Annotated in this window: 18 protein-coding genes; 2 read left to right on the forward strand and 16 right to left on the reverse strand. The window is 69.3% G+C overall.

Annotated features, from left to right (window positions below; translation table 11 throughout):
- Positions 1-346: 346 nt before the first annotated feature.
- Genes MTE01_RS09820 through MTE01_RS09830 form a run of 3 tightly spaced genes read right to left on the reverse strand, consistent with a single transcriptional unit; the run spans position 347 to position 4,117 of the window.
- Positions 347-1,453, reverse strand: coding sequence for a branched-chain amino acid aminotransferase (locus tag MTE01_RS09820; RefSeq protein WP_141377223.1), 1,107 nt, complete (start codon positions 1,451-1,453; stop codon positions 347-349).
- 54 nt (positions 1,454-1,507) lie between these two features.
- Positions 1,508-2,557: a 3-isopropylmalate dehydrogenase gene (locus tag MTE01_RS09825; protein WP_141377225.1), complete on the reverse strand. Its 1,050-nt coding sequence runs from the start codon at positions 2,555-2,557 to the stop codon at positions 1,508-1,510.
- Positions 2,558-2,581: 24 nt separating this feature from the next.
- Positions 2,582-4,117: an MFS transporter gene (locus MTE01_RS09830; protein WP_103208809.1), complete on the reverse strand. Its 1,536-nt coding sequence runs from the start codon at positions 4,115-4,117 to the stop codon at positions 2,582-2,584.
- A 78-nt stretch (positions 4,118-4,195) separates the two neighbouring features.
- Between MTE01_RS09830 and MTE01_RS09835 the strand changes: the two genes are divergently transcribed.
- Complete coding sequence (locus MTE01_RS09835; protein ID WP_141377227.1) at positions 4,196-4,738, forward strand: TetR/AcrR family transcriptional regulator; 543 nt, start codon at positions 4,196-4,198, stop codon at positions 4,736-4,738.
- Between the two features lie 20 nt (positions 4,739-4,758).
- On the opposite strand, the gene MTE01_RS09840 is transcribed toward MTE01_RS09835, so the two are convergent.
- The 10 genes from MTE01_RS09840 to MTE01_RS09885 all read right to left on the reverse strand — a co-directional run bounded on the left by MTE01_RS09840 (position 4,759) and on the right by MTE01_RS09885 (position 15,552).
- Positions 4,759-4,950 (reverse strand): hypothetical protein, encoded by a 192-nt coding sequence (locus tag MTE01_RS09840; protein ID WP_103208805.1) that lies wholly within the window; start codon positions 4,948-4,950, stop codon positions 4,759-4,761.
- Between the two features lie 113 nt (positions 4,951-5,063).
- Entirely contained in the window at positions 5,064-6,668 is a 1,605-nt protein-coding gene (gene serA, locus MTE01_RS09845; protein WP_103208803.1) for a phosphoglycerate dehydrogenase, read from the reverse strand.
- Between the two features lie 293 nt (positions 6,669-6,961).
- On the reverse strand, positions 6,962-7,300 hold the full coding sequence (locus MTE01_RS09850; protein WP_141377229.1) for a bacitracin resistance protein: 339 nt from the start codon (positions 7,298-7,300) through the stop codon (positions 6,962-6,964).
- A complete protein-coding gene (locus MTE01_RS09855) occupies positions 7,297-7,839 on the reverse strand; it encodes a DNA polymerase III subunit gamma/tau (protein ID WP_141377231.1) in 543 nt (180 codons plus the stop codon). Before MTE01_RS09855 ends, MTE01_RS09850 begins: the two co-directional genes overlap by 4 nt.
- Positions 7,840-7,981: 142 nt before the next feature.
- Complete coding sequence (gene ilvC / locus MTE01_RS09860; RefSeq protein ID WP_141377234.1) at positions 7,982-9,007, reverse strand: ketol-acid reductoisomerase; 1,026 nt, start codon at positions 9,005-9,007, stop codon at positions 7,982-7,984.
- A gap of 65 nt (positions 9,008-9,072) precedes the next feature.
- Positions 9,073-9,582: an acetolactate synthase small subunit gene (gene ilvN / locus MTE01_RS09865; RefSeq protein ID WP_056230635.1), complete on the reverse strand. Its 510-nt coding sequence runs from the start codon at positions 9,580-9,582 to the stop codon at positions 9,073-9,075.
- Between the two features lies 1 nt (position 9,583).
- Positions 9,584-11,392 carry an acetolactate synthase large subunit gene (locus MTE01_RS09870; RefSeq protein WP_116239949.1) on the reverse strand — a complete coding sequence of 603 codons (1,809 nt, stop codon included), beginning with the start codon at positions 11,390-11,392 and terminating at the stop codon, positions 9,584-9,586.
- A 45-nt stretch (positions 11,393-11,437) separates the two neighbouring features.
- Positions 11,438-13,156 (reverse strand): dihydroxy-acid dehydratase, encoded by a 1,719-nt coding sequence (ilvD, locus tag MTE01_RS09875; protein ID WP_115917888.1) that lies wholly within the window; start codon positions 13,154-13,156, stop codon positions 11,438-11,440.
- Between the two features lie 64 nt (positions 13,157-13,220).
- Positions 13,221-14,000 (reverse strand): trehalose-phosphatase, encoded by a 780-nt coding sequence (otsB, locus tag MTE01_RS09880; protein ID WP_246078195.1) that lies wholly within the window; start codon positions 13,998-14,000, stop codon positions 13,221-13,223.
- Between the two features lie 61 nt (positions 14,001-14,061).
- Entirely contained in the window at positions 14,062-15,552 is a 1,491-nt protein-coding gene (locus tag MTE01_RS09885; RefSeq protein WP_116239951.1) for an alpha,alpha-trehalose-phosphate synthase (UDP-forming), read from the reverse strand.
- Between the two features lie 144 nt (positions 15,553-15,696).
- On the opposite strand from MTE01_RS09885, the gene MTE01_RS09890 reads away from it, so the two are divergent.
- On the forward strand, positions 15,697-15,951 hold the full coding sequence (locus tag MTE01_RS09890; RefSeq protein WP_103208787.1) for a cytochrome c-type biogenesis protein: 255 nt from the start codon (positions 15,697-15,699) through the stop codon (positions 15,949-15,951).
- 70 nt (positions 15,952-16,021) lie between these two features.
- On the opposite strand, the gene MTE01_RS09895 is transcribed toward MTE01_RS09890, so the two are convergent.
- Genes MTE01_RS09895 through MTE01_RS09905 form a run of 3 tightly spaced genes read right to left on the reverse strand, consistent with a single transcriptional unit; the run spans position 16,022 to position 18,629 of the window.
- Positions 16,022-17,209: an acetyl-CoA C-acetyltransferase gene (locus tag MTE01_RS09895; protein WP_141377238.1), complete on the reverse strand. Its 1,188-nt coding sequence runs from the start codon at positions 17,207-17,209 to the stop codon at positions 16,022-16,024.
- Complete coding sequence (locus tag MTE01_RS09900) at positions 17,206-17,856, reverse strand: CoA transferase subunit B (protein WP_174799676.1); 651 nt, start codon at positions 17,854-17,856, stop codon at positions 17,206-17,208. The genes MTE01_RS09895 and MTE01_RS09900 overlap by 4 nt, the downstream gene beginning before the upstream one ends.
- Positions 17,856-18,629, reverse strand: coding sequence for a CoA transferase subunit A (locus MTE01_RS09905; RefSeq protein ID WP_141377240.1), 774 nt, complete (start codon positions 18,627-18,629; stop codon positions 17,856-17,858). The genes MTE01_RS09900 and MTE01_RS09905 overlap by 1 nt, the downstream gene beginning before the upstream one ends.
- Positions 18,630-18,710: the final 81 nt, after the last annotated feature.

An 18,710-nucleotide genomic window follows, 5' to 3' on the forward strand; every position in this document is an offset into this window, starting at 1 on the left:
GCGTTTTTCGCCGCAGATCGCGTTTATGCGTGGAACCCGCTGCCGCTCCCCCACGCTCGACACACGACAACCGCGCCGGGCGCCGCTACCCCGGGCGTCACGCCGCGCGACGCCACCCCGTGCGCCGCTACCCCGGGCGTCACGCCGCACGCCGCCACCCCAGGCGCCGCCACCCCACGCATAAACGCGATCCGCGCTCATAAACACGCGCACCCCGCGTTTATGAGCGCAGATCGCGTTTATACACGCTCGTCGGGCCAGGACCCCACCGCACGCCGTCGCGGACGGTGAGCGGATACGACGGAGGGACCCCCGGCATCCGGGAGCCCCTCCGTGTGCGCGACGCTCAGGCGTCGAGGCGGTACAGCCAGCCGTGCTTGTCTTCGGCGCGGCCGTACTGGATGTTCGTGAGCTCCTCGCGCAGTTCGAGCGCGAGAGTGCCGGTGGGCTGCTCGTCGATGAAGTCACGGCCCTTGAGCACACCGATCGGGGTGACGACCGCGGCGGTGCCGCACGCGAACACCTCGACGATGTCTCCGGATGCCACTCCCTGGCGCCACTCGTCCAGCGAGACGTTGCGGCCCACGACGTGGTGACCGCGGTCGCGAGCGAGCTGCAGGAGCGAGTCGCGCGTGATCCCCTCGAGGATCGAGTCGGACTGCGGGGTCACGATCGTGCCGTCCTTGTAGACGAACACGACGTTCATACCGCCGAGCTCCTCGACATTGCGGTCTTGGTCGAGGAAGACGACCTGATCGCACTCGTTCTCGTAGGCCTCCGACTGCGGCAGCAGGCTGGCGGCGTAGTTGCCGCCGGTCTTGGCCGCGCCCGTGCCGCCCTTGCCGGCGCGCGAGTAGTCCTCGCTGAGCCAGATCGAGACGGGCTTCACGCCACCCTTGAAGTACGCGCCCGCGGGGCTGGCGATCAGGTAGTAGGCGACCTTGTGCGCGGGGCGGACCCCGAGGAACGCCTCTTTCGCGAACATGAACGGACGCAGGTACAGGCTCTGGTCCTCACCCGAGGGAACCCACGCGCCGTCGACGGCGATGAGCTCCTTCAGCGACTGCAGGAAGTACGGCACCGGCAGCTCGGGAAGGGCGAGTCGTCGCGCAGAGCGCTGCAGGCGGCGACCGTTCTGGTCGGGGCGGAAGGTATGCACCGAGCCGTCGGCGTGGCGATAAGCCTTGATGCCCTCGAAGATCTCCTGGCCGTAGTGCAGGACCGCGGCGGCCGGGTCGAGTGAGATCGGGCCGTAGGGCGAGACGCGCGGGCGGTGCCAGCCGCCGCGGACCGACCAGCAGATGTCGACCATATGGTCGGTGAAGCTCTGCCCGAAGCCGGGATTGGCGAGGACCGCGTCGCGGTCGGTCGTGCTCCTGGCCGCGAGGTTGCGCGTGACGGAGAACTCGAGCGGTTCGAGTCCGGTGTCGGGATCGGTGTCGATGGTGGTCATTCGTTGTCCAAAGCTTCTCGAGTGCCGGAGGCGATGCTCGCCGATCGGTCCAGGTTACGCCTGGACGCGTTCGGCGATGGCGTCGCCGATCTGGGCGGTGGTGCGGACCCCGTCGCGGCTGGCGATGTCGTCCTCGACCGCGCGGGTCACGCGGGCGGCCTCGTCGGTCAGCCCGAGGTGATCGAGCAGGAGGGCGACGGAGAGGATCGCGGCCGTGGGGTCGGCCTTCTGGCTTCCCGCGATGTCGGGCGCCGAACCGTGCACGGGCTCGAACATCGAGGGGAACGCGCCGTCGGGGTTGATGTTGCCCGAAGCGGCGAGGCCGATGCCACCGGTGACGGCGCCGGCCAGGTCGGTCAGGATGTCGCCGAAAAGGTTGTCGGTGACGATCACGTCGAAGCGGCTCGGGTTCGTGACCAGGAAGATGGTTGCCGCGTCGACGTGCAAGTAGTCTACGGCGACACCGGGGAACTCGGATGCCACGGCGTCGACAATCCGCTTCCACATACCGCCCGCGTGCACGAGCACGTTGGTCTTGTGCACGAGCGTGAGCTTCTGCCGGCGACGCTCCGCGAGGGCGAAGGCGTAGCGGACCACGCGCTCGACGCCGTAAGCGGTGTTGACGGAGGTCTCGTTCGCGACCTCGTGCGCCGTCCCGCGGCGGATCGAGCCGCCGTTGCCGACGTAGGGCCCCTCGGTACCCTCGCGCACCACGACGAAGTCGATCTCGCCCGGCTCGGCGAGCGGCCCGGTGGCGCCCGGGTAGAGCTTCGACGGGCGGAGATTGACGTAGTGGTCGAGCTCGAAACGAAGCTTCAACAGCAGGCCGCGCTCGATGTTCGCATCTTTGAGTCGGGGATCGCCGGGCACTCCCCCGACGGCGCCGAGCAGGATCGCGTCGTGCGCGGCGATCGCGGCAAGGTCGTCGTCGGTGAGCGTGTCGCCCGTCTCGAGGAAGCGACCTGCGCCGAGGGAGAACGGCGTCTTCTCGAACGAGACGTCGGATGCCGCGGTGACGGCGTCGAGCACCTTCACGGCCTCGGCGACGACCTCGGGACCGATGCCGTCACCGGGGATGACGGCCAGCTTCACGACACGCGACATCGCTCTCCTCAGAGCTCGGGCACGTCACTGCTTCGACGTGCTGCGGGATCCTCCCAGGGTAGTGGCAGCGATGACCGCGGCCACGACGATCAGCGCCGCGCCGATCAGCGCGGTGACGACGACGCCGGAGTCGAAAGCGTGTGCAGCGGCGGTGCGCAGGGCATCGGCCAGGGCGACGTCGTCGAGGGTGTTCGAGACGGCCACCGCGCCGGCGAGGGTCTCTCGGGCGGCGTGGGCCGCGGCATCCGGAAGCCCGGCGGGCAGGACGAGCTGCGCCCGGTAGAACGCGGCGAGGATGCCTCCGAGCACAGCTGTGCCCAGGACGGCACCCACCTCGTAGGCGGTCTCGGAGACCGCGCTGGCCGCGCCGGCCTTCGCAGAAGGGGCACTGGAGAGGATCAGTTCGTTCGAGACCGTCTCGGCGGCGCCGATTCCGATACCCAGCAGGGCGAACGCGACGATCAGCAGCGTCAGGTCGCCCGTGGAGACCGCGACCATGATGTACGCGACGACCGAGAACGACAGGGCGACGGGCACGACGATCTGCGACGGGAATCGCTTCGCCACGGGCACGACCGCGAGCCCCGAGATGATCATGAGAACGAGCCCCGGCAGGAGAGCGAACCCCGCGACCATCGGGGAGAGACCGACGACCAGTTGCAGGTGCTGAGCGACGAAGTACAAGAAGCCGACGAGTCCGACGACGCTCAGCAGGTTCACCAGGATCGCGCCGGAGAACGTGCCCTGGCGGAACAGTGTCATGTCGAGCATGGGCGTCGTCAAGCGGCGCTGACGCCGGACGAACAGCCACCCGAACACCACCCCGACGACGAACAGCACAGGAGCGAGCGACATCGGGCCGTCGACGGCGAGCTTCTTGATGCCGTAGACGATCGGCACCATTGTCGCGAGCGAGAGGAGAACGCTGAGGGGGTCGAACCGGCCCGGCTGGGGGTCGCGACTCTCGGGCACGAAGAACGGCGCGAGAACGACGAGCGGCACGAGCACCGGCACGGCCATCAGGAAGACCGAGCCCCAGGTGAAGTGCTCGAGCAGGAATCCGCCGACGATCGGACCGAGTGCGGCCCCCGCAGAGAATCCGGAGGCCCACACGGCGATCGCGATCCGGCGCTGGTCGCGGTCGCGGAAGATGCTGCGCAGCAGAGACAGGGTGGACGGCATGAGCATGGCGCCGAAGACGCCCATGAGCGCGCGCCCGGTGATCAACAGGGCCGCGGTGGGGGCGAACGCCGACAGCGCCGACACCGCCGCGAAACCGGTCGCACCGATGAGCAGCATGCGGCGGCGACCGAAACGATCGCCCAGCGTGCCCATCGTCACGAGGAGTCCGGCGAGGACGAGCGGGTAGACGTCGATGATCCACAGCTGCTCGATGCTCGAGGGCTGGAGCGACAGCGCGATCTCGGGCAGCGCGAAGCTCAGCACCGTGTTGTCGACCGAGACGAGCAGCACGGGCAGCATGAGCACCGCCAGCGCGAACCATCCCCGCCAACCGGCGCGGGTCACGGAGATTTCCGAGGTGGGCAACGAGGTGAGCATGAGGGAGTCCGTTTCTAAACCGTCCAGCCGGTATAGTGACAGAGCAGGCCACCCCGCCGCCAGTACGATCGAGGAGTCATGAGCCGCCCCCCTCTCGCCCGCGAAGCCGTCCTCGACGCCTTCAGCCGCATCCTCGTCGACGAGGGCGAGCGCGCCGCCACGATGGATGCCACCGCGCGCGGCGCCGGGGTGTCGAAAGGTGGACTGCTCTACCACTTCAGCTCGAAGAGCGCTCTCGAGGCGGCGCTCGTCGAACGGCTCGAGCGGCTCGCCGACGAAGACGTCGCCGAGATCGAGAGGTCGGACGAGGGGGTCGTCGCCGCACACCTGCGCTCCTCGCAGAACACCGGTTCGCCGCTTGACGTCACCATCCTCGCCGTGTCCCGCCTCGCCCAGAACGGCAGCGACGCCGCTACGGCATCGCTCCGCCGCGTCCGCGAGCTGTGGGAGAACAGCCTCCGCGCGCACACCCGTGACGAGACGGCGCTGCAGATGGTGCTGCTGGTGAGCGACGGGCTGTACTTCAACGCCGTTCTCGATCTGAACGCACTGCCCGGGCCGACTCTCGAGGGTGCCGACCTCGATGCGCTCATCGCCCGCGTCGTCGCCGCGACCACGTAAAGCGCGGCCGAGGGCCCGGGTCAGTCTCGCTGCCGCTCCGCCCGCCGTTCGCGGCGCTCGCGCCGAAGGTCCATGACCACGCCGAGCAGGATCAACACTCCCCCGATCACGCCGAGGAGGCCCCAGGGGGTGCGGCGCACGACATCGGCCACCCCCGCGACGAGGAAGAGGATGCCGAGACAGGCGGAGACGACGCGAAGGACCAGGGCCACTCGCGCAGTGTGAACCCCTCGATTTTGCGCGGGCCCTGAATCTCCGACGCGCCGGCCCAGAACAACGGAAGAGGGGGCCGCCGCAGCGACCCCCTCCCCCTGACGACCGGGCCTCAGCCCTCGACGATGTCGATCTGCCGAAACAGGTCGGCGCCGACGGCCTCGCGCATGGCGCCGAGGATCTCGTCGGGAACGGGCGAGTCCACCGTCAGCACCGAGAGCGCACGACCCGTGGCATCCGGTGCCGCCACCTGGAGGCCCGCGATGTTGATGCCCGCCTCCCCCAGCTTCTGGCCGTAGATCGCGACGATGCCCGGACGGTCGGCGTAGCGCATGACGACGTGGTGCTGTTCGATGGGCACCTCGATCTCGTAGCCGTTGATCGAGACGACCTTCGGGACCATCCGCGTGCCGGCGAGCGTGCCCGCGACCTCGAGCGTGGACCCGTCGGCCAGGGTGCCGCGGAGGATGGTGATGTTGCGGTAGAGCGGGCTCTCGGCCTCGACGACCAGACGCGCCTCGACACCGCGCTGTTCGGCGAACAGCGGGGCGTTGACGTACGAGACGCTCTCGCTGACGATCCGGCTGAAATAGCCCTTCAGCGCGGCCAGGCGGTAGACGCTGACGTCGTACTGCGCGAGCTCTCCGCGCACCTCGATGTCCAGGCTCGTGAGCGCGCTGTCCGCGAGACCGCTGAAGAACTGGCCGAGCATTTCGACGAGGGCGATACCGGGACGCACGAAGGGATCGATCGCACCGCCCGCGACGTTCACGGCATCCGGGACGAGGTCTCCCTCGAGCGCCAGCTTGACCGAGCGCGCGACCGAGACGCCGGCCTTCTCTTGCGCTTCCTCGGTGCTCGCGCCGAGGTGGGGCGTGACGACGACGTTCGGCAGGTCGAGGAGCTTGCGCGCGGGGCCGCCCTCGACCGGGGGCTCTGTCGTGAAGACATCGAGTCCGGCGCCCGCGATCTCACCGGCCGTGAGCGCGTCGAAGAGCGCCTCTTCGTCGATGAGACCACCGCGAGCGACGTTGACGACATAGGCGGTCTTCTTCATACGACGCAGCTGCTCGGCGCCGATCATGCCCGTCGTCTCGGGGGTCTTCGGCATGTGGATCGTGACGAAGTCGCTCTGCTCGAGCAGTTCGTCGAGAGAGACGAGCTGCACGCCGAGCTGCTGCGCGCGAGCCGCGGTGACGTACGGGTCGTACGCGATGACGCGCATGTCGAAACCCTGCAGACGTGCGGCGATGAGCGCGCCGATACGACCGAGACCGATGATGCCGATCGTCTTCTCGAACAGCTCGGTGCCGGTGAACGAGCTGCGCTTCCACAGGCCCTGCGCGAGCGAGGCGTGCGCCGCCGGGATGCGGCGCGCGAGGCTCAGGACGTGCCCGACCGTCAGCTCGGCAGCCGAGATGATGTTGGAGGTCGGCGCGTTGACGACCATGACACCGGCCGCGGTCGCCGACTTGATGTCGACGTTGTCGAGGCCGACACCGGCGCGGGCGACCACCTTCAGCGACGGCGCGGCCGCGAGGGCCTCGGCGTCGATCTGAGTGGCCGAGCGCACGAGCACCGCGTGCGCCTCGGCCAGAGCCGAGAGCAGCGCGGGGCGGTCGGTCCCGTCGACGTTGCGCACGTCGAAGTCGGGGCCGAGCGCGTCGATCGTGGCGGGAGAGAGTTCTTCGGCGATGAGCACGACGGGCTTCGTCACGGATGCGTCCTTCGAAACGGTGCTGGGGGCTGCCGCGCACCGTCGCACACCACCGGCGCGAACCGGGCGCGCGACCCGTGCGGGCCGTCTGCCAGCCTAGCGCGGGGGCGACGCCGCACCCGACCGTGTGACGGCGGACGACAGGGCAGCGGGCGGACGCTCAGCATCGCGAGACTGCATCTCGCTGACGAACCCGCGTCAGAATGACGCCCACCTGTCAGCGGGGTGCAGTCTCCCGCCCATGGGCGCCGCACCGGGCAGAAGGAGGTCCCGGATGCCGGAAACCCGCCGCGTCAACCGCCGTACAGACCGTACGACGTGGTGCCGTAGCCGACGATCGCGAGCCAGAACGCGGCGGAGAGCGTCAGGCCAGCGAGCAGAACGACCGCGAGTTCGCCCGCCTTGCGGCGCTGGCCGATCGCGAAGGCGACGCCGAACGCGAGGAGGGGGAACACGATCGGCAGGATGTAGACGAACCAGCCCAGGCCGTTGAGCCCGAGCGGGCCGTTGACCTGCTGGATGAGCAGAGCGACCGAGCTCCAGACGACGTAGGCGTAGAAGAGTCCGAACAGGCCCGAGATTGTGACGAGGAGCCAGGTCGGCAGGTGGCGGGTGCGGGCGGGGGTGCTCATGCGAAAGCTCCCAACGACAGGAAGGGCCAGGGAACGAGCAGCACGATTCCCACGATCAGCAACAGGAACCGCTGCCAGGTGCGCCACTTACGGGTCAGTGCGAGCACCGCGACGAACCACACGACGGGCGCGAGGGCGGCACCGATCGTGAGCGCGATGACGGTCACCGACGGGATGGGAAGCCCCAGCCCGTTCAGGCGGAGTCCCGCGAGCAGCCACCCGATCGCGAAGAGAAGGAAGGTCGCCGCGACCATGCCGATGCCGACGAGGCCGACGTTTCCGAGGGGCGCCGCGTGGCCGGCATCCAGCTCCTCGCCATCGGTCACCGCGACGGCGGTCGGCTCGGAAGCGGCAGGCTCAGGATGCCGGGCGACCGGCGCTGCGGCGGGCGCTTCGGGCTGCAGGGGCTCGAGGGGCTCGGCTTCGACCCGCGGCTCGGTCTCGGCGGAACGCGTCGGCGCAGGCTTGTCGCCGACGTCGAGGGTGGGGTCGTCGTCACCGCCCCAGGACAGGGCGTCGTCATCGCGCGGAGTGCTCACGGGACCACGCTAGCGGCGCTCCCCCGCGCCCGGGTCGCGCCCCGCCGATCGCCGGGGTCCGCGGCATCCAGACCCGAACGACGCCGCGGAGAACGCGAACGCCCCGGAACCGCGGGGTCCCGGGGCGTTCGCGTCGGACGGATCAGCGCGCGGCCGAGCCCTCGACGTAGTCGGTGTCCTGCTGCTTCCACGCGAAGAGGCCGCGGAGCTCCTTGCCGGTCGCCTCGATGGGGTGACCCTGCTCCTTCTCGCGGAGCTCGAGGAACTCGGGGGCGCCCTTGTCCTGGTCGGCGATGAAGCGCTCCGCGAAGGCACCCGACTGGATGTCGCTGAGGACGGCCTTCATGCTGGCCTTGACGTCGGACGAGATGACGCGGGGGCCCGAGACGTAGTCGCCGTACTCGGCCGTGTCGGAGATCGACCACCGCTGCTTGGCGATGCCGCCCTCCCACATGAGGTCGACGATGAGCTTGAGCTCGTGCAGCACCTCGAAGTAAGCGATCTGGGGCTGGTAGCCCGCCTCGACGAGGGTCTCGAAGCCGACCTGCACGAGGTGGCTCATGCCACCGCAGAGCACGGCCTGCTCACCGAACAGGTCGGTCTCGGTCTCTTCGGTGAACGTCGTCTTGATGACGCCGGCGCGGGTGCCGCCGATGGCCTTCGCATACGAGAGGGCGGTGTCCCAGGCCGAGCCCGAGGCGTCGCGCTCGACGGCGATGATGTCGGGGATGCCGCGGCCCGCGACGTACTCGCGACGCACGGTGTGACCGGGAGCCTTGGGGGCGACGAGGATCACGTCGACACCCTCGGGGGCGTCGATGTAGCCGAAGCGGATGTTGAAGCCGTGCGCGAAGGCGAGCGTCTTGCCCTCGGTGAGCTTGTCCTTGATCGAGTCGGCGAAGATCGAGCGCTGGTGCTGGTCGGGCGCCAGGATCATGATCAGGTCGGCCCACTCGGCGGCGTCCGCGACGTTCTTGACCTCGAAGCCGTCTTCCTGCGCCTTGGCGGCAGACTTGGAGCCGTCCTTGAGCGCGATGACGACCTCCACACCGGAGTCGCGGAGGTTCTGCGCGTGCGCGTGACCCTGCGAGCCGTAGCCGACGATCGCGACCTTCTTGCCCTGGATGATCGAGAGGTCGGCGTCGTCGTCGTAGAAGATCTCTGCCATGAGGATGTTTCTCCTTGAATCGTGGCCCCCGCTCAGGGGCCGCTGGTGAGTGGAAGTTGAGGAATTCAGCCGCGCAGGACGCGCTCGGTGATGCTCTTGCCGCCGCGACCGACGGCGAGCAGGCCCGACTGCGCGAGTTCTTTCACGCCGAACGGCTCGATCGCCTTGAGGAAGGCGGCGACCTTGCCCGAGTCGCCGGTGATCTCGATCACGATGGCGTCAGGGGCGTAGTCGACGACCGACGCGCGGAAGAGGTTGACGACCTCGAGCACGTTGGAGCGGCTGGCGTTGTCGGCGCGCACCTTGACGAGCACGTGTTCGCGCTGCACGGAGCTGGCGGGGTCGAGCTCGACGATCTTGATGACGTTGATGAGCTTGTTGAGCTGCTTGGTCACCTGTTCGAGCGGCAGACCCTCGACGTCGACGACGACCGTGATGCGCGAGAGACCCGGCACCTCGGTGACGCCCACGGCGAGCGACTCGATGTTGAAGCCGCGACGGGCGAAGAGGCCCGCGACGCGCGTGAGCAGACCGGGCTTGTCCTCGACGAGGAGGCTCAGAACGTGGCGGGACATCTCAGTCCTCCTGCTCGTTGAAGGTGGGCGAGTGATCGCGCGCGTACTGGACGTAGCTGTTGCTGACGCCCTGCGGGACCATCGGCCACACCATCGCGTCGGCGCTCACGACGAAGTCGATGACGACCGGGCGGTCGTTCGTGTCGAGCGCGAGCTGGATGGCCGCATCGATCTCGTCTTCCTTTTCGACGCGGATCGCCAGGCACCCGTACGCCTCGGCCAGCTTGACGAAGTCGGGGACGCGGCGCGTGCCGTGACCCGTGTTCAGGTCGGTGTTGGAGTGGCGTCCGTCGAAGAACAGCGTCTGCCACTGGCGCACCATGCCGAGCGAGGAGTTGTTGATGATCGCGACCTTGATCGGGATGTCGTTGATGACGCAGGTCGCGAGCTCCTGGTTGGTCATCTGGAAGCAGCCGTCGCCGTCGATCGCCCACACGGCTCGCTCGGGCTGGGCCACCTTGGCGCCCATGGCCGCGGGCACGGCGTACCCCATGGTGCCTGCGCCGCCGGAGTTCAGCCACGCGTTGGGGCGCTCGTACTTGATGAACTGCGCGGCCCACATCTGGTGCTGGCCCACGCCCGAGGCGAAGACGCCCTCGGGTCCGGTCATCTCGCCGATGCGCTGGATGACGTATTGCGGCGAGAGCAGACCATCGGTGGTGGGCGTGTACCCGAGCGGGAATTCCTCGCGGAGGCCGTTCAGGTAGGTCCACCACTCGGTGTAGTCATGCGGGTTCTCGGCGTCGGCGGCCCGGAAGGCGGCGTCGAGGTCGACGAGCACCTCTTTCAGATCGCCCACGATCGGTACGTCCGCCGTGCGGATCTTGGAGATCTCGGCGGGGTCGATGTCGACGTGCACCACCTGGGCGTGGGGGGCGAACAGCGCCGCCTTGCCGGTCACACGGTCGTCGAAGCGGGCACCCAGCGAAACGATGAGGTCGCTCTCCTGCAACGCCAGCACCGCGGGAACGGTGCCGTGCATACCGGGCATGCCGAGGTGCTGCTCGTGCGAGTCGGGGAACGCACCGCGCGCCATGAGAGTCGTGACCACCGGTGCACCGGTCGCCTCGGCCAGCACCTTCAGCTCGGCCGACGCGTTCGCTCGAATGGTGCCGCCGCCGACGTAGAGCACGGGCTTCTTGGCGGTGGCGAGCAGCTGGGCCGCGGCCTGGATCTGCTTGCCGTGGGCCTTGGTGACGGGCCGGTAGCCGGGGAGCTCGACCTTGGGGGGCCAGACGAACGGCGCCTCGGCCTGCTGCGCGTCCTTCGTGATGTCGACGAGCACGGGACCGGGGCGACCGGTCGAGGCGATCTCGAACGCCGCGGCGATCGCGCCGGGGATCTCGTCGGCCGACTTCACCAGGAAGGAGTGCTTGGTGATCGGCATGGTGATGCCGACGATGTCGGCCTCCTGGAAGGCATCCGTTCCCATGAGCGTCGAGAACACCTGGCCGGTGATGCACACGAGCGGCACCGAGTCCATGTAGGCATCGGCGATCGCAGTGACGAGATTGGTCGCGCCGGGGCCCGACGTCGCGATGGCGACGCCGACCTTGCCGGAGGCGGCGGCGTAGCCCTCGGCCGCGTGGCCGGCGCCCTGCTCGTGACGCACGAGGATGTGGCGCACGTGCTCGTCGTCCATGAGCGGGTCGTAGACGGGCATGATCGCCCCGCCCGGCAGACCGAAGACATCGGTGACGCCGAGCAGGTCGAGCGATCGGACGACCGCCTGCGCGCCGGTCATCACGGGCGCCGGAGCGGTGCGGGCGGGCGGCCGCGGCACGGCCGTCGTTGAGGAATCGATGGACATGGGAGTACCTCGAGAACCGGGAGAAGGTGAGAAGGGGGACGGCCGTCAGCCCGTGACCGCGCCCTCCGCGGCGGAGTGCACGAGCTTGGAGTACTTGGCCAGAACGCCACGGGTATAGCGCGGGGGAAGCGGTTCCCAGCCTTCGCGGCGGGAACTCAGCTCGGCGTCATCGACGATCAAGTCGAGAGTGCGAGCGGCGATATCGACCCGTATCAGATCACCATCGCGCACGAAGGCGATAGGACCTGCGTCCACCGCTTCGGGAGCTATGTGGCCGATGCACAGGCCGGTTGTGCCGCCTGAGAATCGTCCGTCCGTCAACAGTAGTACATCTTTTCCGAGCCCCGCGCCCTTGATGGCGGCGGTGATCGCGAGCATCTCGCGCATACCGGGACCGCCCTTGGGGCCCTCGTAGCGGATGACCACGACGTCGCCGGCGGTGATCTCGCCCGCCTCGAGGGCGTCCATCGCGCCGCGCTCGCGCTCGAACACGCGAGCGGGACCCTCGAAGACGTTGCCGTCGAAGCCCGCCGACTTCACCACGGCACCCTCGGGGGCCATCGAGCCGTGCAGGATCGTGATGCCGCCGGTGGCGTGGATCGGGTCGTCGAACGAGTGGATGACCTTGCCGTCGACCGGGTCGGGGTTCAGGTCGGCGAGGTTCTCGGCGAGCGTCTTGCCCGTGACGGTGAGCGCGTCGCCGTGGAGCAGACCCTCGTCGAGCATGGCCTTCATGATGACCGGGATGCCGCCGTGCCGGTCGACGTCGTTCATCACGTACTGACCGAAGGGCTTCATGTCGGCCACGTGCGGCGTGCGGTCGCCGATGCGGTTGAAGTCGTGCAGGTTCAGCTCGACCTCGGCCTCGTTCGCGATGGCGAGCAGGTGCAGCACGACGTTGGTCGAGCCGCCGAGCGCCATGGCGAGGGCGATGGCGTTCTCGAACGCCTCTTTGGTGAGGATGTCGCGAGTGGTGATGCCCTGCCGCAGCAGGTTGACGACGGCCTCTCCCGAGCGGTGGGCGAAGTAGTCGCGGCGGCGGTCGGCGGAGGGCGGGGCGGCCGAACCCGGGAGGCTGAGACCGAGCGCCTCGGCGACCGATGCCATGGTGTTGGCGGTGTACATGCCACCGCACGCGCCCTCACCGGGCGCGATCGCGCACTCGATGCGCTTGAGGTCGGCCTCGCTCATCTTGCCCGCGAGGCACGCGCCGACGGCCTCGAACGAGTCGATGATCGTGACGTCCTTCTCGGTGCCGTCGCTGAGCTTGACCCAGCCCGGCGCGATCGAACCCGCGTAGAGGAAGACGCTCGAGAGATCGAGTCGAGCGGATGCCATGAGCATGCCCGGGATCGACTTGTCGCAGCCCGCGAGCAGCACGGACCCGTCGAGGCGCTCGGCCATCATGACGGTCTCGACGCTGTCGGCGATGACCTCGCGCGAGACGAGCGAGAAGTGCATGCCCTCGTGGCCCATCGAGATGCCGTCGGAGACGGAGATGGTGCCGAACTGGAGCGGGTAGCCGCCGCCGGCGTGCACCCCCTCTTTCGCACCCTGCGCGAGGCGATCGAGGCTGAGGTTGCAGGGGGTGATCTCGTTCCAGCTCGACGCGATGCCGATCTGGGGCTTGTCCCAGTCCTCGTCGCCCATGCCGACCGCGCGGAGCATTCCGCGGGAGGTGGTGGCTTCGATGCCGTCGGTGACGACGCGACTGCGGGGCTTGATGTCGAACTCGCCGGTGTTCGGATTCTGCGGTGCGGGCATTGTCGAAGTCTATTGCGCGCGCCGACGACGTGACGCGAACGGGGCGGGTCGAACCGGCGTCGATTCAGTGGATGTGCGCTCGGCGCAGGCGTGCGACGTCATCCAGCACCGCCACGAAGGCGTCGATGTCCTCCACGCGCAGCGTCGCCGCGGTGTCTCCCCCGCCCACGCGCACGCCGAGGTCACCGGCATCCAGGGAGCTCAGAGCATCTTCATCGGTGACGTCGTCGCCGGCGAAGAGCACGGCCGTCGCCCCGACGCGCTCGCGCAACCGTGCCACGGCGGAATCCTTGCCCTCGTGTCGGAACGAGAACTCGAGGATGTCGTGTCCGGTGCGTCGACGCCACGACGGCGCCTCCGCCGCGAGCAGCTGGTCCACGAGCGATCGCGCGGCGTCGGCGGTGTCGGCATCCGCGGTGCGCGTGTGCACGCCGAGGCCGTACTCTTTCGGCTCGATCCAGACCCCCTGCATGTCGGCGGTGCGGTCCGTGACGTCTTTCTGCAGGCGGTCACGCAAGGCGATGTCGGTCTCGTCGTCGCCGGCAGCCTGGGCACCCGCCCCGGGAATCCAGAACTGCGCGCCATGCGAGCCCGCGAGCCAGATGGGCGAGGAATCGTCGTGCTCGGAGATCTCGCGCAGGTGTCCGAGCGAGCGCCCCGAGACCAGCGCGACGACCGTGCGCGGAAGCATCGCGAGGGCGTCGACCGCGACCCGGGCACCCGGGGTCATCCGCGCCGACATCGGCTCGTCGACGAGCGGCGACAGCGTGCCGTCGAAGTCGAGGGCGACGAGGAGCGTGTCGGTGGTGGCGACGGCCTCGACGGTCGCGTCTGCTGCGGTCACTCGGCATCCACCCCTCTCGTGACGCCGGCAGCGGTCACGTCGAACGTCACGTCGGCGGCGGTCATTCGGCATCCGTTTCGTCGATGGGCTCGCGTTCGGGGACCGAACCGTCGTCGCCCTCGCCGACCTCGGCCGCCGCGGCGGCGCTCGACGATTTCTCGTGGAAGACCGACAGCGCGTCGAGGAACTCACGCGACCAGTCCTCGACGTCGTGGTCGCGCACGCGCTTTCGCAGGGCGCGCATGCGGCGGCCCTGCTCGGCGGCGGGCATGTCGATCGCCCGCAGGATCTGGTCTTTCAGGCCGTCGATGTCGTGAGGGTTGACGAGCAGCGCGCTGCCCATCTCGTCGGCGGCCCCCGCGAACTCGCTCAGCACGAGCACGCCGCGGTTGTCGATGCGGCTGGCGACGTACTCCTTCGCGACGAGGTTCATCCCGTCGCGGAGCGCCGTCACGAGCATGACGTCGGCGGCGAGGAACAGGGCGACCATCTCTTCGCGCGGGTACGACTGGTGCAGGTAGCGGATGGCCGTGTGCGTGGTGGTGTCGTAGTCGCCGTTGATGCGCCCGACGGTCATCTCGATCTCGTCGCGCAACTGCACGTAGGCATCGACCCTCTCGCGGCTCGGGCTCGCCACCTGCACGAGGGTCGCGTCCTCGACGGTGGCCCGACCATCTTCGAGCAGCTCGCCCCACGCCTTCAGACGGTGGCGAATGCCTTTGGTGTAGTCCAGGCGGTCGACGCCCAGGAGGATCTTGCGGGGGTTGCCGAGACCCTCGCGGATCTCCTTCGCGCGCTGCTGGATCTCGGGCTTCTGCGCGAGCTCGATGTAGGAGTCGGCGTCGATCGAGATGGGGAACGCCTTCGCGAGAGCCACGCGCGTGCCGCCCGCGGAGTCGGGGACCAGGATGCCGCTGGCTTTGGTCTCGTATCGCAGCTGACGCCGCACGGCCCGGGCGAAATTGCCGGCATCCGCCACGCGCTGGAAGCCGATGACATCGGCGCCGAGCAGCCCCTCGAGCACCTGTTTGCGCCAGGGCAGCTGCGAGTACAGGCCGTAGGCGGGGAACGGGATGTGGTGGAAGTAGCCGATCGTCAGGTCGGGGCGGAGTTCGCGCAGCAGTTTGGGAACGAGCTGGAGCTGGTAGTCCTGCACCCAGACGATCCCGCCTTCGGCGGTGACGTCGGCGGCGGCACGGGCGAAGCGCTCGTTCACCTTGACGTAGGCGTCCCACCACGCGCGCTTGTACGTGGGCGCGGCGATGACGTCGTGGTAGAGCGGCCAGATGGTGTCGTTCGAGAAGCCCTCGTAGTACAGCTGCACGTCTGCGGCCGACAGGGGCACCGGAACGAGGTGCGTGCCCTCGAAGTCGAAGGGCTCGACGGTCACATCGGCTTGTCCCGCCCACCCGACCCACGCGCCCTCGGCGCTGCGCATCACCGGTTCGAGCGCGGTGACGAGACCACCGGGTGAGCGTCTCCACCCCTCTCCGTCGGGGGTGCGATCGACGGGCAGTCGGTTGGCGACGACGACGAAATCGGCCTGGGGCACAGGTCCTCCTCGGGGATCTTCCTCAGGCTAACAGCGGGTGCGATCGCGTCGAGGGGGTGGACGGATTGCGCGAGGTCGTTCCGGGAATCGACCCGCTCCTGTCAAGGTCCGACGCCGGAGCGCCCCGCTCGATAGGTTGGGCGCATGCGGCAGTACATCTTCGGAACCGGTCTTCTCAGCGCCATCACCGGCGGCATCACCCTCTTGAGGGGCCTCAAGAACGACGAGCCGTTCACCTGGCGCACGGCGCTGGCATGGCTCAGCTGGGGCATCACGCTGGCTCTCGCGATCGGCGCGGTCGTCGACACGCGTCGCGCGCGCCGGGGGCGCGTGATCGCGGGCGACTCCCCCGTCTCCAAGAAGCAGGAGAAGCTCTTCAAGAAGCGCCTCGCACGCTGACTTCACGACGGCCGGAGGGATGCCGTGGCCTCGAGGTCGCGGCATCCCTCCGCCGTGGGTGCGGGTGACGTCAGCGGGTCAGGATCAGCGCGTCGCCCTGACCCCCACCGCCGCAGAGCGCGACCGCGGCCGTACCGCTGCCCCGCCGCACCAGCTCGTGCACGGCGTGCACGACGAGGCGGTTGCCCGACGCGCCGATCGGGTGACCGATCGCGATGCCGCCGCCGTGCGGGTTGACGACCTCGTCGGAGAGGCCGAGCTCGGCCTGCGAGCGGGCGACGACCGCGCCGAAGGCTTCGTTGATCTCGACGAGATCGAGCTCGGAGGCCGAGATCTGCTGCTTCTCGAGCGCCCGGGCGATCGCGCGGGCGGGCTGGTCGTGCAGGGAGTTGTCGGGGCCGGCGACCTGACCTGAGGCGCCGACGACGGCCAGCACATCCCACCCGCGCTCGGCGGCGATCGCTCGGGTGGTGACGACCACCGCCGACGCGCCGTCGGAGATCTGCGAGGCGTTGCCCGCGGTGATCGAGCCGCCCTCGATGAAGGCGGGGCGCAGCTTCGCGAGCGTCTCGACCGTCGTGTCGGCGCGGATGCCCTCGTCGGCGGTGACCACGACCGGGTCGCCCTTCCGCTGCGGGATCGACACCGGCACGATCTCGGCGTCGAAGATCCCCTCCGCTTGCGCGGCGGCGGCGCGCTGGTGGGAGCGCGCGGCCACGGCATCCTGAGCTTCGCGCGTGACCTCGTACCGGGCGTTCGCGCGCTCGGTCGACGCGCCCATGCTCTCGCGGTCGTAGGCGTCGGTGAGGCCGTCGAATGCCAGGTGGTCGAGCACCTCGACCGAGCCGTACGCGTAGCCGTCGCGCGAGTTCATCAACAGGTGCGGGGCGCGGGTCATGGACTCCATACCCGCGGCGACGACGACGGTGGCGTCGCCGAGGCGCAGCATGCGCGCGGCGTCGATGATCGCCGTGAGGCCCGAGAGGCAGACCTTGTTGATCGTGGCGCTGTGCACGTCCCATCCGATACCCGCGGCGATCGCGGCCTGTCGCGCGGCGTTCTGCCCGGCCCCGGCCTGCAGCACCTGGCCGACGAGCACCGCATCGACGGTGTCGGCCGGGATGCCGCCGCGCTCGAGCGCCCCGCGGATCGCGGTAGCGCCGAGCTGCACCGCGGTGAGCGGGGCGAGCTGGCCCTTCAAGCGCCCCTGCGGGGTCCGGGCGGCGGCGACGATGACGACGTCGTTCTCGGTGGTCATGCGATCTCCTCGGTGAGTCTCACGGTCAGCGCGGGCTCGGTGGCGTCCCGCACCTCGTCGACGCTCACCCCGGGGGCGAGCTCGACGAGCACGAGTCCATCCTCCGTCACATCGAGGACGGCGAGGTCGGTGATGATGCGATCGACGACGCCGCGGCCGGTGAGCGGCAGCGAGCACTCGTCGACGATCTTCGGCGAGCCGTCGCGGGCGACGTGCTCCATCAGCACGATCACGCGGGCGGCGCCGTGGACGAGGTCCATCGCTCCGCCCGGGCCCTTCACCATCTTGCCCGGGATCATCCAGTTGGCCAGGTCTCCGGATGCCGACACCTGCATCGCCCCGAGGATCGCGGCGTCGATCTTGCCGCCGCGGATCATTCCGAAGCTCAGCGCCGAGTCGAAGAACGCCGACCCCGGGAGGGTGGTCACGGTCTCTTTGCCGGCGTTGATGAGGTCGGCATCCACGGCATCTTCGGTCGGGTAGGGACCGACGCCGAGGATGCCATTCTCTGACTGGAGCACGACCGTCACACCGTCGGGCACGTAGTTGGGCACGAGGGTGGGCAGGCCGATGCCGAGGTTGACGTAGGAGCCGTCCGCGAGCTCGCGAGCGGCGCGGGCGGCCATTCCGGTGCGGGAGAGAACCATCAGCGGGTCTGCTCACTCACGGTGCGCTTCTCGATGCGCTTGGGGATGTCGGGGCCGACCTCGACGATGCGGTGCACGTAGACACCGGGGAGGTGCACGGCATCCGGATCCAGCTCGCCGGGTTCGACGAGGTGCTCGACCTGAACGATGCAGGTGCGGCCGGCCATCGCGGCGAGGGGGTTGAAGGCGCGCGCGGCCTTGCGGAAGACGAGGTTGCCGTGACGATCGGCCTTGTAGGCGTGCACGAGCGAGAAATCGGTGGTGATGGCCTCTTCGAGCACGAACTCGCGTTGCTCGCCGTTCACCTCGAACGTACGCACGTCCTTGACCGGCGACGCCACCGCGATGCCGCCTGCCCCGTCGTAGCGACGCGGCAGGCCGCCCTCGGCGACCTGGGTGCCCACGCCGGTCTGCGTGTAGAAGGCCGCGATCCCCGACCCGCCGGCCCGGAGCTTCTCGGCGAGGGTGCCCTGCGGGGTGAGCTCGAGCTCGAGTTCGCCCGAGAGGAACTGCCGTTCGAACTCCTTGTTCTCGCCGACGTACGACGAGGTCATCTTGCGGATGCGGCCGGCCCCGAGCAGGACACCGAGCCCCCAGTCGTCGACGCCGCAGTTGTTCGACACGACCGACAGGTCGCGGGTCCCCTGGGCGAGCAGAGCCTCGATGAGGGCGACGGGGTTGCCCGAGAGTCCGAACCCTCCGACGGCGAGCGACGCTCCGTCGGGGATGTCGGCGACGGCCTCGGCGGCCGAAGCGACGGTCTTGTCGATCACGCGAACTCCTTCGTTTCGTGCTCCTACGGTGCGCCGGGTGGGCCCGCGGCGTCGACCGCGCTCTTGCCATGTGGATGACGC

Origin of the sequence: Microbacterium testaceum (assembly GCF_006539145.1) — a bacterium.
Taxonomy (GTDB): Bacteria; Actinomycetota; Actinomycetes; order Actinomycetales; family Microbacteriaceae; genus Microbacterium; species Microbacterium testaceum.